General features: G+C 38.6%; 15 protein-coding genes. 1 reads left to right on the top strand and 14 read right to left on the bottom strand.

The window, feature by feature from the left end:
- Positions 1-29: 29 nt before the first annotated feature.
- The 8 genes from trmFO to CD039_RS03465 all read right to left on the bottom strand — a co-directional run bounded on the left by trmFO (position 30) and on the right by CD039_RS03465 (position 9,976).
- The gene (gene trmFO / locus CD039_RS03500) at positions 30-1,340 is read right to left on the bottom strand and encodes an FADH(2)-oxidizing methylenetetrahydrofolate--tRNA-(uracil(54)-C(5))-methyltransferase TrmFO (protein ID WP_103371139.1); all 1,311 of its coding nucleotides are present in this window, start codon (positions 1,338-1,340) and stop codon (positions 30-32) included.
- A 263-nt stretch (positions 1,341-1,603) separates the two neighbouring features.
- Positions 1,604-3,676, bottom strand: coding sequence for a type I DNA topoisomerase (topA, locus tag CD039_RS03495; RefSeq protein WP_206169769.1), 2,073 nt, complete (start codon positions 3,674-3,676; stop codon positions 1,604-1,606).
- A 146-nt stretch (positions 3,677-3,822) separates the two neighbouring features.
- Positions 3,823-4,497 (bottom strand): DNA-processing protein DprA, encoded by a 675-nt coding sequence (gene dprA / locus CD039_RS03490; RefSeq protein WP_240595043.1) that lies wholly within the window; start codon positions 4,495-4,497, stop codon positions 3,823-3,825.
- Positions 4,498-5,057: 560 nt separating this feature from the next.
- A complete protein-coding gene (gene sucD / locus CD039_RS03485; RefSeq protein ID WP_002472433.1) occupies positions 5,058-5,966 on the bottom strand; it encodes a succinate--CoA ligase subunit alpha in 909 nt (302 codons plus the stop codon).
- Between the two features lie 21 nt (positions 5,967-5,987).
- Positions 5,988-7,154, bottom strand: a complete 1,167-nt coding sequence (sucC, locus tag CD039_RS03480) for an ADP-forming succinate--CoA ligase subunit beta (RefSeq protein ID WP_002472450.1) — start codon at positions 7,152-7,154, stop codon at positions 5,988-5,990.
- A 102-nt stretch (positions 7,155-7,256) separates the two neighbouring features.
- A complete protein-coding gene (locus CD039_RS03475) occupies positions 7,257-8,033 on the bottom strand; it encodes a ribonuclease HII (protein ID WP_103371137.1) in 777 nt (258 codons plus the stop codon).
- A complete protein-coding gene (gene ylqF, locus CD039_RS03470) occupies positions 8,030-8,899 on the bottom strand; it encodes a ribosome biogenesis GTPase YlqF (protein ID WP_103371136.1) in 870 nt (289 codons plus the stop codon). The genes CD039_RS03475 and ylqF overlap by 4 nt, the downstream gene beginning before the upstream one ends.
- Before the next feature lie 219 nt (positions 8,900-9,118).
- Positions 9,119-9,976, bottom strand: a complete 858-nt coding sequence (locus tag CD039_RS03465) for an ABC transporter substrate-binding protein (RefSeq protein ID WP_240595033.1) — start codon at positions 9,974-9,976, stop codon at positions 9,119-9,121.
- 355 nt (positions 9,977-10,331) lie between these two features.
- On the opposite strand from CD039_RS03465, the gene CD039_RS03460 reads away from it, so the two are divergent.
- Positions 10,332-12,968 (top strand): YfhO family protein, encoded by a 2,637-nt coding sequence (locus CD039_RS03460; protein WP_103371134.1) that lies wholly within the window; start codon positions 10,332-10,334, stop codon positions 12,966-12,968.
- 243 nt (positions 12,969-13,211) lie between these two features.
- Here the strand turns inward: CD039_RS03460 and rplS are convergent, their stop codons facing one another.
- The 6 genes from rplS to CD039_RS03430 form a co-directional block, all read right to left on the bottom strand.
- Complete coding sequence (gene rplS, locus CD039_RS03455) at positions 13,212-13,562, bottom strand: 50S ribosomal protein L19 (RefSeq protein WP_002472454.1); 351 nt, start codon at positions 13,560-13,562, stop codon at positions 13,212-13,214.
- A 108-nt stretch (positions 13,563-13,670) separates the two neighbouring features.
- Positions 13,671-14,405: a tRNA (guanosine(37)-N1)-methyltransferase TrmD gene (gene trmD / locus CD039_RS03450; RefSeq protein ID WP_103371133.1), complete on the bottom strand. Its 735-nt coding sequence runs from the start codon at positions 14,403-14,405 to the stop codon at positions 13,671-13,673.
- Positions 14,405-14,908, bottom strand: a complete 504-nt coding sequence (gene rimM / locus CD039_RS03445; protein ID WP_103371132.1) for a ribosome maturation factor RimM — start codon at positions 14,906-14,908, stop codon at positions 14,405-14,407. Before rimM ends, trmD begins: the two co-directional genes overlap by 1 nt.
- A gap of 137 nt (positions 14,909-15,045) precedes the next feature.
- Positions 15,046-15,312, bottom strand: a complete 267-nt coding sequence (gene rpsP, locus CD039_RS03440; protein ID WP_002472408.1) for a 30S ribosomal protein S16 — start codon at positions 15,310-15,312, stop codon at positions 15,046-15,048.
- Between the two features lie 104 nt (positions 15,313-15,416).
- A complete protein-coding gene (locus CD039_RS03435) occupies positions 15,417-16,112 on the bottom strand; it encodes a hypothetical protein (RefSeq protein ID WP_142384369.1) in 696 nt (231 codons plus the stop codon).
- An 11-nt stretch (positions 16,113-16,123) separates the two neighbouring features.
- On the bottom strand, positions 16,124-16,645 hold the full coding sequence (locus CD039_RS03430) for a nucleotidyltransferase family protein (protein WP_167386222.1): 522 nt from the start codon (positions 16,643-16,645) through the stop codon (positions 16,124-16,126).
- Positions 16,646-16,815 lie beyond the last annotated feature (170 nt).

Genomic DNA, 16,815 nt, shown 5'->3' with positions numbered 1-16,815 from the left:
AAATTTTCTAAAGAGTATAGCTTACTTGCTTAAACTAACGTTTTTTTAAAGTTCTCCAAGTAATCTAAAGCTCTTTCAGCATAAGTCATATTACGTTCTTTTTTATTTTTAATCTTTTTATCTAAGGAAGGTAAGACACCGAAGTTGGCATTCATAGGTTGGAAGTTCTTGTCATTCTTCGCATGTGAGATGTAGTAAGCCATGCTACCAATCATCGTTTCGCGTGGGAAGATGACTTCACCTTTGCCATTGATCTTATGTGCAAGATTGATGCCTGAAACGAGTCCGCTTGCAGCACTTTCGACATAGCCTTCAACACCTGTCATTTGACCAGCAAAGTAAACATTAGGGTGTGTAATTAATTCGTATTTCTGATTAAGCACATCAGGTGAATTGATAAAAGTATTACGGTGCATTACACCATAACGAACGATGTCTACATTCTCTAACCCTGGAATCAAACGCACAATTTCTTTCTGAGCGCCCCACTTAAGATGCGTTTGAAAACCAACGATATTATAAAGTGTGCCTGCTGCATCATCTTGTCTCAATTGAACCACTGCATAGGGTGTTTCGCCTGTCTTAGGATCTTCTAACCCTACAGGTTTCATCGGTCCAAAGAGTAACGTCTTGCGCCCTCTACCAGCCATAACTTCAAATGGCATGCAGCCCTCGAAATACTTTTCCTTTTCGAACTCATTAACCGGTGCAACTTCCGCTTCGAGCAACGCATCGTAGAAACGATTAAACTCTTCTTCGGTCATCGGGCAGTTTAAATACGCTGCTTCACCTTTGTCGTAACGAGACTTAAGATAAACTTTATCCATGTCAATGCTGTCCTTTTCAAGAATAGGCGCAGCTGCATCATAGAAATAAAGTTGATCTCGACCTGTAATATCTACGATTTCTTGAGCAAGATGATCTGTAGTTAGCGGCCCTGTTGCGATAATCGTATAACCTTCTGGAATTGAATTCACTTCTTCATTAAGCACGGTGATATTAGGATGATTCTTCAAAGTGTCCGTAATATAACCTGAAAAATCATGGCGATCAACAGCAAGTGCGCCTCCAGCTGGCACACGAGCGTGGTCTGCAGCTTGAATAATAAGCGAATTCAAACGACGCATTTCCTCTTTCAACACACCCACCGCATTAGTGAGATCGTTCCCACGCAATGAGTTGGAACATACGAGTTCAGCAAACTTGTCTGTATGATGCGCAGGTGTTTGTTTCACTGGTCGCATCTCAATCAGATTAACTTTAACACCACGTTCAGCTAACTGGTAAGCTGCTTCAGATCCAGCTAAGCCAGCTCCCACGACATTAACCGTTTCAGTCATCTAATTACCTCCCTTAGTCATTCAGTATGTATTAAAAATTATTGCTTTAATGCTACATTTTAAAGTTTGATTTTCCACTTAGACATGAGCTTGATAAAGATAAAAAGAGCAACTGAAGACTATTAAGAGCGTATCGTTACAACTAATAATAGTAATCAGTCGCTGATAGTGACTCACGCCACAAAGTATAACAAGAAATAAGTAAGAAAATATAGACTTGTAACAAATTCGTCATTATTTATTGCGATAAAGTAGAACGCTCGTTATTTCTGAACTTCTTCCTTGTAATCACAATTTGAACAAATAACTTGGCTAGATTGACCTTTCTTATGATTGACGAGATAGTGGTCACACTTAGGACAATTACGACCAACAGGTTTATCCCACGTTACGAAATCACAGTCTGGATAATTTGAACAACCGTAGAAGATACGATTCTTCTTAGACTTACGTTCAATGACTTCGCCATCTTTACATTTCGGACAATCTACACCGATCTTCTTAACAATAGCTTTCGTATTACGACAATCTGGGAAATTAGAGCAAGCCATAAACTTACCATAGCGGCCCATCTTGATAACCATTGGTGCGCCACAGACTTCACAATCTTCCCCAGCTGGTTCATCTTTGATTTCAATCTTTTCCATTTCTTCTTCAGCGCGTTGAACGTCTTGTTCGAAACTGGAATAGAAATCATCAATGACTTTGTGCCAATCGATTTCACCTTCCGCGATTTTATCGAGTAATGTTTCCATATTAGCTGTGAAATCAACATCGATAATTTCAGGGAAGTAATCTTTTACCTGTTCGTAAACAATTTCACCTAATTCCGTTGGTACGAAGCGCTTACTTTCATTCTTCACATAATTACGTTTTTGAATGGTATCGATTGTTGGCGCGTAGGTTGATGGACGTCCAATCTTCAACTCTTCCAACGTCTTAACTAAACGCGCTTCAGTATAACGTGGAGGTGGTTGTGTGAAGTGTTGAGATGGGTCAATCTTAGTTGCTGTCACCATCTCACCTTCTTTAATAACAGGTAATTTATTATTTTTATTCTCATCTTTATCGTCTTTCGCTTCGACGTACACAGACATAAAGCCTTTAAATTTAACCGTTTGACCGTTAGCACGGAACTTCACATCGTTCTGAGTCAAGTCCATAGCTACTGTATCTAGGACAGCCGCAGCCATTTGACTCGCTACGAAACGTTCCCACACTAATTTATATAGTCTGTATTGATCTCTAGAAATATAAGGTTTCATTTCTGATGGCGTACGATAAACACTCGTCGGTCTTACTGCTTCGTGCGCATCTTGATCCCCTTGACCTTTAGATTGGCGATAAGCGGTATAATCCTTACCATATTCAGATTCAATATAATATTTCGCTTCAGCTTGTGCTTGATTTGAAATACGTGTAGAGTCTGTACGCATGTAAGTGATCAAACCAACAGTACCTTGTTTCTTCAAGTCGATACCTTCGTATAGTTGTTGCGCTACCATCATCGTCTTACGCGCTTTAAAGTTAAGTTTACGCGCAGCTTCTTGTTGTAGCGTAGATGTAGTAAAAGGTTTCGCAGGATGACGTTTCTTTTCCTTCTTCGTTACTTTAGTTACTTCAAATTGATCACTGTCTAATTGTTTCGTGATATATTCGACGTTATCTTTGTTCTCCAATTTATATGGTTTATCTTTAAGATGTAAGAAACGTGCAGTAAACTTAGAACGTTTGTAACGAAATTCGCCTTCAATCTTCCAGTACTCTTCTGGTTTGAAGTTTCTAATTTCATTCTCTCTATCAATTACTAAACGTAAAGCTACTGTTTGAACACGTCCAGCTGATAAACCTTTCTTAACTTTCTTCCAAAGTACTGGAGAGATATTATAACCAACTAAACGGTCAAGAATACGACGCGCTTGTTGTGCATCCACGAGATTCATCTCGATACCACGTGGATGTTTGAAGCTGTCCTTTACTGCATCTTTCGTAATTTCATTGAATACGACTCTCGTCTTCCCATCATCTTCAATTTCTAATATATGAGCTAAATGCCACGCAATAGCCTCTCCTTCACGGTCAGGGTCACTTGCTAAGTAAACGTGTTTCGCTTTTTTAGCATGACGTTTCAAGTCTTTGACTACCGGGCCTTTACCGCGAATCGTAATATATTTCGGTTCATAATTATTTTCATAATCGACACCCATTTGACTACGAGGTAAGTCACGTACGTGACCCATTGATGCGATTACTTTATACTTTTTACCTAAATATTTTTCTATTGTTTTAGCTTTTGCGGGCGATTCAACTATGACTAGATTTTCTGCCAAAGTGATACCCCCTTGAATTAACTAATTCAAAGGTAAATGATAAACGGTTTATTTTGTTTTTGTCAATGTTTTTAAATTATTTGTTCCGACTTTCTACCATTATAAGTGTGGTTTTTAACTAAACGATACTTAGTATTCACATATGAGACAAACTAATATATCTCGAAATCAGAAATAATATCGCTCGGCTCTAGAACGATCTTCGCCCCATCTTGTGCACTGAGCATATTCCCTCGTGTCATAGGATTAAAGATAGAACCCGGCAATATATAGACTTCACGATTCTGATCGAGTGCAGCAGTAGTAGTGATATGCGTCCCACTATTCTGCTCAGCTTCCGTAACGAATACACCTTGTGCTAAGCCGCTAATCAAACGATTACGTTGTGGAAAGTAGTAACGTTGTGGACGTGTGTCTGGAGGATATTCACTTAATGACAGTCCTTCACGTTCAAGCAAATCACGTGTATTCTGAGTTTCATACGGATAGTGATAAAGATGACCAAATCCAAGCACAGCAATCGACGGCATATTATAACTTAGCGACAAACGATGGGCTATGTGGTCGGCACCTTTAGCTAAACCTGAAACAATCGTCAGATCTGCTCTATCAAAGTGAGGAAAGAATGTCTGCAATGTTTGTGAAGTATAGTGTGTAGCTGATCGCGAACCGATAATCGCTAATTTACGCGGATGATTTAACATATGTAAATTACCTCGGTAAAAAAGGATGTAGGGAGGGTCATAAATTTCCTTTAGTGATTGAGGATATTCAGCATCATTAATTGATAATACATTAACTTGCCATTCAGCTAATTTAGTTAACATATAATCTTCTGTAAGCCTTATATACCTCGCCTTATACTCTTCTTTATGGGAACGTTTCGAAAGAACTTGCTCTTCATTTAATAAAGTGAGTTGCTCTTGAAAGGAAAGTTTGGGGAAATCAGGATATACAGATAATAGTTGTTTAATCATGGATGTAGTGAAACCCGCAAAGCGGAGTTGTAAAAAAGTATTGTCTATGGTCGTTACCTCCTCTTTCTTAACATTATAACTCATTCTCCCAGAGAATAGTGTGTCAATTTGGTTTCAAATTTAAGCTGAAATTTAACCTAATTGTTAAAAGTAAAGTACAACTCTGTATAGTTCAGGCACCAAACGTTAAATTTATTTAAAAATTGCAGAGTTTTTAACAGCCAACGAAAACGACGCTTCCCTTTTAAATATTGATCTAAAGCAAAAATTAATATAAATCTACGAGATGACTTTAGTTCACATAATATTTCTATTGTCGTGAATTAAAAATAGTCATAACCACTTTTAAACAGTAAAAAGCCCGACTTCTCCCGAAAGAGTAAGCCGAGCTTGTTAATCAGACTATCAAATTATTTGTTGATAGTTAATAACTCTTCATAAATACCTGCTTCTTTAGCAGCATCGATAAGTGTAGTACCGATTTCTGAAGGAGTATCTGCAGTTTTAACACCACAAGAGTTAAGTGTTTTGATTTTTTCAGATGCAGTACCTTTACCGCCTGAAATAATCGCACCTGCGTGACCCATACGTTTTCCTGGAGGTGCAGTTTGACCACCAACGAAGCCTACAACTGGTTTGTTCATGTTCTCTTTAATCCATTGTGCAGCTTCTTCTTCAGCAGTACCACCGATTTCACCGATCATAACGACTGCTTTAGTTTCATCGTCTTCGTTAAATGCTTTTAACACATCGATGAAGTTTGTACCGTTGACTGGGTCGCCACCGATACCTACTGCAGTTGTTTGACCGATACCTTCTTCAGTTAATTGATGTACAGCTTCGTAAGTTAAAGTACCAGAACGAGATACAACACCTACGTGACCTTTTTTGTGGATGTAACCAGGCATGATACCGATCTTACATTCGTCAGCAGTGATAACACCTGGACAGTTTGGTCCTACGATACGTGTCTTCTTACCTTGTGCATAGCGTTTAACTTTAACCATGTCGATAACTGGAATGTGCTCTGTGATACAGATAGCTAAGTCTAATTCAGCATCGATTGCTTCAAGAATAGAGTCAGCTGCGAAAGGTGCTGGTACGTAGATAACTGATACTGTAGCACCAGTTTCTTCTTTCGCTTCTTCTACTGTATTGTAAACAGGTACACCTTCAACAACTTGACCGCCTTTACCTGGCGTTACACCAGCGACGATTTGTGTACCATAGTCAAGCATTTGTTTAGTATGGAAAAGGGCAGTTGACCCTGTAATACCTTGAACCATTACTTTTGTGTTCTTATCAATAAATACGCTCATCTTAGCGCTCCCATCCTTTCCTTACGCTTCTTTTACATTATTAACGATTTTTTGTGCGCCTTCTGCCATAGTTGTTGCTGGTTCGATAGCTAAGCCAGAATTATCTAAGATTTCTTTACCACGTTCAACGTTAGTACCTTCTAAACGAACAACTAATGGTAATGTTAATTCGACTTCTTTAACAGCTGCAACGATACCTTCAGCAATAACGTCACATTTCATGATTCCACCAAAGATGTTAACGAAGATACCTTTAACATTCTCGTCACCTAAGATGATTTTGAATGCTTCAGTAACTTTTTCTTTAGTAGCACCGCCACCAACGTCTAAGAAGTTAGCTGGACGTCCACCGAAGTGGTTGATTGTATCCATAGTTGCCATCGCTAAGCCGGCACCGTTAACCATACAACCAATGTCGCCATCTAAAGCGATGTAAGATAAATCGTATTTAGATGCTTCGATTTCTTTAGGATCTTCTTCTTCTAAGTCGCGTAATTCCATGATGTCTTTATGTCTAAATAATGCGTTATCGTCGAAGTTAAGTTTAGCATCAAGTGCTAATACGTCACCGTCACCTGTAGTTACAAGTGGGTTGATTTCAACGATAGAGCAATCTTTTTCGATAAATACATTGTAAAGTGCCATTAAGAATTTAGCAGCTTTACCGATTGATTCTTTAGGAATATTGATGTTGAAAGCAATTCTTCTTGCTTGGTAAGGCGCTAAGCCTACAACTGGATCAATTGTTTCTTTAAAGATCTTCTCTGGAGTTTCTGCTGCTACTTCTTCGATTTCAGTTCCGCCTTCTTCAGAAGCCATTAAAGTTACACGGTCAGTTGCACGGTCGATTACGAAACCAACATAATATTCTTTCTGAATATCGCAACCTTCTTCAATGTAAAGACGTTTAACTTCTTTACCTTCAGGACCAGTTTGGTGTGTTACTAATTGCTTACCTAATAATTCTTTAGCGTAAGTTTCAACTTCGTCTAAAGATTTAGCAATCTTAACACCGCCTGCTTTACCTCTTCCCCCAGCGTGGATTTGAGCTTTAACTACATACACGTCTGAGTTAAGTTCTTTTGCTTTATCAACTGCTTCTTCAGCAGTAAATGCTACGCGTCCTTCTGGGACAGCAACGCCCATAGAACGAAAAATTTCTTTACCTTGATACTCGTGGATATTCATTCTCCATCCTCCTGTTTCTTAGGTTAAGTTCATAGTCAATTATAAAAAATGTAAGCGCTATTGTAAACTGATTGAACACAGTATTTTAGAATTATTTTAATTTTATAAACTTGTCATCATGGATTTTATCGGTTCAAATGACTTTCTGTGCACCGGTGTGACGCCTAATTGATTCAGGCCTTCAATATGCGCTTTCGTACCATATCCGACGTTCTTGCTAAACTCATATCCTGGATATTGTTCGTCCAACTCACGCATATAACGATCACGATATTCTTTAGCAAGAATGCTTGCTGCAGCAATTGATACACTCTTCGAATCACCTTTGACTAGGGATTGTTGAGGTATATCTAAAGGCAGTTTCATCGCGTCAACAAGCATGTGGGTCGGTCGAGTCTTCAACTGCTCTACAGCGCGCACCATCGCGATTTGTGTCGCTTGGTAGATGTTATACTTATCAATCTCTTCTACCGTTGCTATTCCGAAAGCGTAATCGGCAACGCCCTCCTTCAGAGCCGCTTCAAATTCTGCCCGTTTCTTAGCATTTAACTGCTTCGAATCGTTAATACCTACATAGTGATGTTGATCATTAAGTACCACTGCACACGTGACGACCGGACCTGCTAAAGGACCACGACCTACTTCATCCACACCGCATATCACAGCCTGTGGCTCCTTTTCAAGAATATTATTCTCATAGAACGTCATATACTGATAACGTTCAACTTCTTCTATTGCTTTAGCAATCTGTTTATGCTGACGTTTTAACGCTTGTTGCACCCCTTTACGCTCATCTGCATGCCACTCCGAGCGCTCTAGCTCCTCCAGTGACGTTATTTGTGTAATCTCTTCTCTCACTTCTTTAATTGTACGTGTCATTCGTCGTGCCCTTCTATCTCTTTAACGATATCGAAAGTATACGTACCGATCTTAGCATTTCTGACGTCGTTAATGATCAGTTCAATCACCGCTTCATAGTCGACCTCATTCCCTTTTTGTAAAAGGCCTCGACGGCGACCAATCGCATCAAACCATTCAAGCAACTCAGCATCTGGATCAACTTCTACATTGTAATGATTACAAAGTCCTTCATAATCGTGGTCAATTAAGAAATTCAATCCAAAGATGGCCACTTCATCTAAATGAACGATACTATCTTTAATCGCTCCTGTAATACTGAGTTTCTTACCGACTGTCTCGTCCTCAAACTTGGGCCACAGAATCCCCGGTGTATCGAGTAATTGCAATGCTTTACCGACTTTAATCCATTGCTGTTGTTTCGTTACTCCTGGAGTGTTCCCTGTCTTCGCTATCGATTTCTTCGCTAACTTGTTAATTAACGTGGACTTTCCAACATTAGGTATGCCGACAATCATCGCTCGGATTGCACGGGGTTTCAAACCTTTCTCTTTCTCACGTTCGAACTTCTCTTTCGTAGCTTCAGTGGCTGCTTGTTCTACTTTCTTCAAGCTTCGGCCGTGCTTAGCGTCCACTGCAACTGGGTAATAGCCTTGCGCTTTGAAATGGTCTTGCCATTTGTCTAACTCATTCAAGTTAGCCATATCTTTTTTATTTAAAATGACTACACGCGGCTTATGTTGAACCACCTCATCAATCATAGGATTACGAGAGCTATAAGGAATACGCGCGTCTACAAGTTCGAAGACTACATCCACTTTTTTTAACTGCTCAGAAACTTCGCGTTTCGCCTTCGCCATATGACCAGGATACCATTGTATGACCATGCTTCTTTCACCTCTTTTAAAAATTTAATTACTAATAAAGACTTTATTATCATAACATGTTGAACGCAAAAAGAGGGAGTAAGACTTTACTCATCGCAATGATTCAAGCATGTCTTACTCCCTAGTAAAGGTTAGAATTCAAACGGTTATTACAACGCTCATCTTCAGTAGCGTTGTAATAGATTTAATCATTAAGTGATTTGCGAGCATCTCAAGTTATTACTCGTTAAGCTCACTAATTTCTTTAGCGATATCTTCTGAAGCGACTAAACCACGGAATTTAGCCCATGTCTCACGGTTAACAAAGTGAGCACGTGCTTTCTCAACTGCGTCTACATGAGACCATGCTTCACTGTTTTGAAGTGCTTTCACTTCATCGCTATTTTCATCTTCAACCATGATGAATAAGCGTTCAGGATTGACTTCAGATAATTGTTTATAGTCTAATTCTAAATAATCTGCACCCATATATTCTGAAGAATTTTCTACAACTTCTTTAGTTAGCGCAGGTTTGAAACCTAAGTTTTCTAAGAAACTACCTACATACGTTTTAACAGAATGTGCGACAACGCCGTCATTTGTCACGACGATAGGTAATGTAGTTTGATCAGTATCTAAACTAATTTGGTCTTTATAGTCATTAATCTTATCTTCATGTTGTTTCATTACTTCTTGCGCTTTGTCTTCTTTAGACACCGCTTTTCCGATAATACGGAATGCATCTAAGTTTTCGTTGTAATTGGCGTCGAAGCTTTTAACTAAAATCGTAGGTGCAATTTGAGTTAAATCATCATACATATCTTTGTGTCTATCTTGGTCAGCAATGATGAGTTGAGGTTCTGCTTTCTTAATGGCGTCGAAATCAGGGTTGAGTCTTTCACCTGCTGATACGTAATCGCCAACTTGGTTGCGAATTGGATCGATGAGATTTGCGCTATCACCATCATCAGCAACGCCTGTAACGTTAACGTCTAAAGCTACGAGTGCATCAACAAATGAATATTCAAGGGCTACTGCAGACTCAATTACCTCTGGAATTTGTGTTGTACCAGCTGCATGTTTAATTTCTGTAGTCATCATACATACCTCCTAAATATCTGCTTTCACTACTTATTTTGACGTTTTCTAAGTATTTAAACTTTATTTTTCATAAAGAGTTGAAGATAAAATGTTTGTCACTTTAACTGAGCAATTTACTTTTAAGCAAAAATAAAATTCGACGCAAACATCTCTAATCCATGACTAATACAATCTGTTTCTAACATCTGCCCTCTCCCTCTTCGGCCACCTTGTCAAAATTTGAATTTGCACTTACTTTTACAGATATGAGTCGTGTGATAAGTCATAAGATGCTAAAATGACAGTGCTATAAAAAATAAAATTGACGTTGATTTTAAATTGAGAAGCTAACGTCAATATTAAGAGGAATATTATGAAAGATAAATTAACGCAAAATCCTTTAATCAAATTGATATTCGTCATTGTGCTCAGCGTTATTGCAAGTTTAATCACCTTTATCGGCTATATTTACCGCTACATCACTCAAGGTCTCGTGTTTAGCGGCAATGGAGATGGCTTCCGTCAAATGATGCCTTTCCAGATGTATTTGTATGAACATTTCTCGAAGGGGCACATGCTATATGATCACTCCTTTGGTCTAGGCGGTAATTATATTCAAGATTTAGCCTATTACTATTCTTTGTCACCATTTACTTATGGGCACTTTATCGGAGTGTTGGTGGCTGAACATGTCTTTCACGCCAACCCGAGTGACATTGCATTCTGGCTCACAGATCAACTCGTCGTGGCAGTTGTAAAGACTGCGCTCATCTTCGTAGTGAGTTATTATACGTTGAGTTATTTCAATATGAAACGCGTGCCAACGATGATTGCGACACTGTTATATGCCGCTTCAACAGTCACAATTGATTTCAATTTTACGTGGTCGTTCTATAGTGATTTATTCATTTTTCTACCGTTATCTATACTCGGAATTGAGCGGTTATTTCGTGAGCGCAAAGCTGGATTATTTATTTTCGCGATCGCACTCACCTTATTTTCTAATTTTTACTTTAGCTACTATGAAACAATCGTCGTGTTGAGTTATTTTATCTATCGCACCATTTGGCCCTATCGCTCTGATATTCTCTCAAGAATCCATAAACTATGGATTATCATCGGTAGCGTGTTGTTAGCCGCTTTAAGTAGTGTATGGGGTTGGTATACAGGAGTGACGTCATTCCTCAATAATGACCGGCAATCGAACCCGCATTTTCACTTTGATGCGATAATCGAGCCAATACGCCATTATCATATGTTCTCAAATGGTTTCTATATCACTCTGACGCTCATCGTGATTATGGCGCTATGTTCATTTAAACTTTATCGGCATTATTTCTACCGTTTAACAGCGATAGCGACATGGCTAATGTTGCTCGGTTCACTCACACCTTATTTCGACAGTGCTTTCAATGGCTTTTCTACACCTGAACGTCGCTGGGTCTACATCTTGGCCTTTATGTCTGCACTGCTCGTAGCTCAATATCTCCATCATTTTAGTGAGATTTCAATGAGAAGCTTTATCTTGAGCAGTATACTTGTGCTCATTCTCATGTTGGTAAAATGGACAGGTTATTTCGAGCTCGAAACGAGTTGGATGTATGTCAGCTTGTGTATCATCCTCTTATTGGGCTTAACGATACGCTTTACATCGTGGCGTCATACTAGGATTTTTAAAATCGCTTTAGTGGCACTCATTGTTCTACAACAATGGATGATGATTCAAAACGCCTATATTAATAATATTAAAAAATATACGACAGACCGTTCTGAACTGAAATCTGATCATTATCGCAGTCTGAAAATGCAAAATAAAATTAACGATATTAATCATAACCGGCAAAATGACATCTTTAACCGTATTGATTACATGTCACAATACAACCTCAACTCTGCGATGGTTTACCATTATAATGGCATCGCGCTATATTCGAGTATCTTTGATGGCAGTATTCTTAACTATTATGATCGTCAGCTACAAATTAATATGCCAACCGATAAAAATAGTACGTATCGCTTACTCAACAATCGTACGAATTTAATGGCGTTGTGGGATGTGCGTGACCGTATACGAACGTCTGAAGATCAGCTCATGCCATACGGTTTCAAACATCAACAGAACTTCAAAACAGAATCGCGTGAATTTGAACATTCAACGGCTGACTTTAACTATCCATCTGCACATTTAACGCACAAGGTGTTTGATTCGAGCCAGCTGAAATCACCTTTAGATCGTGAACAAGCGTATTTAACTGGTGTTGTGTTTTCAGATCACGCTCAGAAACCGACGAGTCATTTTACACCTAATAAGAATCTACTGAACTATGCCAAACCTGAGCTGAATCACGCTCAACAAGGTAAGGGTCATCAACTTAAAGTTAATAAAAATGGGGGTGGCATCACGTATCACCTACCGAAACATATCGCTGACCGTTATCAAGATTTGTACGTCGAAATGGATGTTGAACTCCTGTCACCGGATCGATCGCATCGCGTAGGTATTAACGAGTACAGTCAACAACGTAACCCTCTTACGTATAAATACCGTCGATTTGTGACACCTGTGACGATGAAAGTGAAATCAGCTCAAGATTTAAATTTACATCTCGATAAAGGTACTTATCGTTATCGTCTCAAGGGAATTTATGGTGAGGATTATCGCACGTTAGCTCAAGCTCACAAAGACGTGAAGCCTGTGGAAGTTAAGCAACAGCGCAATGGCTATACCATTACCAAGTCTCGTAATGACAAGGGTTACATCGTCTTACCTATGGCTTATCGAGAAGGTTTACAAGCGTATGCCAATTGTGAAAAGGTAAACGTCAAACGAGGTAATGGCATTATGACTGTGATTCCTACGTCTAAAGGACAACGTGAAATTACCGTAACTTATCACTACCCTCATCATTGGCTGCTCATAGGTTTGAGTGGCATTGGCGTAGTACTTAGTATCTTGTGGTGTGGGTGGTTACGTAGACTAAAAGTGACACGTGAGAAACGAACGAAATAAAGTTGAAAATAACGGAATTTGCGCAGGTTCAACTTCACCTTAACTAATGAAGTGAACTCGAAAATTGAAATATCGATAAAATGAGCGAAAGTCTGGGATTCAAGAAAAGAGCGCCCTTTTCAAGTCCCAGACTTTATTTTTGATATATGACCAAACTCAATTAACTCAAAATAAAAAATGTACTAAATAAAAAAACTGGAACTCACTGTTATGCGAGTTCCAGCTTTCTTCATTATATACTGATTAGCGAATTTCTTGGATACGAGCAGCTTTACCACGTAAGTGACGTAAGTAGTATAATTTAGCACGACGTACTTTACCACGACGTTTCACTTCGATCTTCTCGATCTTAGGAGTGTGAAGTGGGAATGTACGTTCAACACCTACACCTGAAGAAATCTTACGTACTGTGAATGTTTCAGAAATGCCTCCGCCACGGCGTTTGATTACAACACCTTCGAAGACTTGGACACGTTCACGTGAACCTTCGATGATACGAACGTGTACACGTAAAGTATCTCCAGCACGGAATGTAGGAATGTCGTCACGTAATTGTGATTTCGTAACTGCTTCAATAAGTTTGTGGTTACTCATAGTAAATTCTCTCCTTCAACCTATGTTCATGCCTAGACAATAATATAGCAGCGGATCATAGTGATTTTTCGTGCATTGCACACTTACATTATGCTAGCACAAACACTTTTACTTTTCAATTCCTTTTCGATATCTTTTTAGAATATCTCGATCTTGCTCTGATAACTCCGCTTTTTCTAATAAATCAGGTCTATTGCGATACGTACGAAGCAACTTCTGCTCACGTCGCCACGCTTCAATTCGTGCATGATTTCCTGAGAGCAACACTTCTGGCACGTTCATACCTCGATATTCTCGCGGACGCGTATATTGAGGAAATTCTAACAAGCCATCTTGGAACGAATCATCTTCGTGAGATTGTTGATTCCCTAGTACACCTGGGATGAGACGCACAATCGCATCGGTCATCGTCATCGCAGGAAGTTCGCCACCCGTTAACACGTAGTCGCCAATAGAAATTTCATCCGTCACAAGATGTTCACGGATCCGCTCATCGTATCCTTCATAGTGACCGCAAATAAAGACGATATGTTCCGCTTCACTCAACTCTTGCGCTTTCTCTTGGGTAAAAGGTTCACCCTGCGGACACATCAACACAACACGTGTCTCAGCTGTTTGTTGGAGACTTTCTAAAGCATTAAATATCGGTTCGGGCTTCAATACCATACCTTGTCCGCCACCAAATGGGTAATCGTCAACTTGATTATGCTTATTTTCAGCATAATCTCGGAAGTTCACGGTATTCGCGTTAAGCATGCCTTTATCCTGAGCTCTTTTCAAAATAGAGTGGTTAAGCACACCCTCAAACATTTCAGGAAATAACGTTAAATAGTCAATTCTCATTAATCTAACAATCCTTCCATCGGCGTGATATGTATTTGACGTCCTTCTACATCGACCTCTTGAACGACATCGGCAATGTAAGGAATTAAATACTCTTTGTCACCTTGAACGACCCACACATCATTCGCACCTGTTTCAAAGATTTCAGTCACGCGCCCGAGTGGTTCGCCCTCGTTGAAGACTGTGCAACCGATAATATCAGAATAGTAGTATTCATTCTCTGCAAGCTCGATATCTTCGTGATCACGCTCTTGATACAACGTCTCACCCTTCAAATGTTCCACCTCGTTAATATTATCTCTACCTTCAAACTTCAACATATGTAGCCCCTTGTGGACACGATGAGATGTGACAACAAGCTCTACCGTTTCTCCATCTTGTGAATGAATTTCTAGCACTTCACCCTGTTGAAAACGCACGTCTGTAAAGTCTGAGTTTGATTTCACTTTCACTTCACCTTTAATACCGTGCGTATTCACGATTTCGCCTACTTCAACCTGCATAACTCAACCTCCAATACTTTAACTTAATGATTTATTATAACATGTAAATGATGCTCGCTTCTTTATTCACTCATTAGCCCATGCTGACTCAAGTCATAAAAAAAGAGCAACACTAAGGTTACTCTTTTCTAGCTCATTTATTTTTCATCATCAAATTTTTTCAAGATACCTTCTCTTGATAAGATGTTGTGTACTGTGTCAGTTGGTTTAGCACCATTCTTCAACCATTTAAGTGCTAATTCTTCATCAATGATAACTTCTGGTGCATTCACGTGTTTAGGGTTGTAAGTACCGATTTGTTCGATGCTACGGCCGTCACGTGGCGCACGAGAATCAGCTGCTACGATACGGTAGAATGGGTTTCTTTTAGAACCTAAACGTTTTAAACGTAATTTAACTGCCATTAGTATACTCTCCTTTATATTAATAATTTCTTTTCTACAAGAATTAATAATAACAGTTGTCCAGATGTTTGTAAAGAGCTTTTTCTTTACCAAATTATTTTTCTTTAATGCGTCTGATGAAAGGCATCATACACATTGTTCAATTGTAAGTGACTCACATCGACGAAATCATCTTTTAGAATTTCATCAACACGCATCTCTTTATAATGCTGTTTTATTTTTTGAAGAAATAGGGGTTTTTTTATTTTTCTTTCACTAAATAGAATACGATACATAATCGGCGCGATATAATCTTCAGGTATACTGAATTGTTCGTTATCATGGTGAATCGTTCTACTTGGTAAATCTTCGAGTGAAATAAATTGTGTTGAAAGATCCGTGATAGGTTGCTCATAGTAAAAGAGCGCCTCTCCTTCTTCTCGCTTATATTGAAGATAAGCGATGCTGAGAAGTAGATTTAATTTCTCAAGTGTCATAGGTGTAATAAGTAGGAAGTAGCGTGCGATATCTAGAGGAACGAGTGGATAGGGTTCAGTGGCAACTTGAAGAAATGCTTCGAAATCATGGTAATATATGATATCTCGGTAGTACTTATCCTCTTGAACTATACTTTCCGTGGTTACATCTGTAGTGGATAATACATGAACATAAATCATGACATCGAGTGCCTTCAATTGATCAAGTTCATACTGATAATGTTCATTTCCTTTTGTTAATACTTTATGGTAAGCAACACGTGTTCCGGTTTGATCAGCAAGTTTATCATTCTGTAGAAATATCAGAAGATGTTGATAGTACATAAGCGCTCCTTTCATCCATATAGGTCGATTAATTCTGTTTCTCTTACATGCCATTTCATATAGTTTTGCTTGTATTCAAAATGACTATCTTTATTTCTCTTTTTATCACAAACTCTCCATATTTGAAGCTCAACAGGGTAGCTACGATTGTTGAGTTTAAAATATAAATGAATCGCTTGATAATCATTTTTAGACGAATCTAATATGGTGATTTTATTCTTTATATTATTGGGAAGTAGTTCTGTAATAGCTATAATCTTTAACATTAAATCTTTAATTGATAATGAGGTATCGATAACGAGTCGATAGCCAAGAATATCATTTAATACTTTATTTAATGGAAATGCTCCTAACTTGTTATTACGGTTAAAACGTGTGATCTTATCGATAACACATTTGTAGTTTTTGATCCTATGTTTAACATTACAAACACCATTAATCATTAATTTTATTTCGTTTTTCGTCAGAATATTGATGTATTTTTCTAAAGTGATAATGACAGCGTTATCAATAATTTCTCCTTTGTAATTCATTACTTTATACACACACGTTTTCTTCAAATTGACGTTCATGTCGAGATGAGCAGTTAATTTCTCTACATACTTAATGCGGTTATAGACATTTAATATCGTTTCTTTAATTACTGTTTCTTCTTGCTGTTCGATAGTGTCACCTAGTCTCTAGTAGTATTTCCTTTCTTTAT

This window comes from Staphylococcus argensis (assembly GCF_002902305.1).
In the GTDB taxonomy this organism is placed as follows: Bacteria; Bacillota; Bacilli; order Staphylococcales; family Staphylococcaceae; genus Staphylococcus; species Staphylococcus argensis.
The sequence above is the reverse complement of the archived record's forward strand: the minus strand, read 5'-3'. Positions and strand labels throughout refer to the sequence as shown.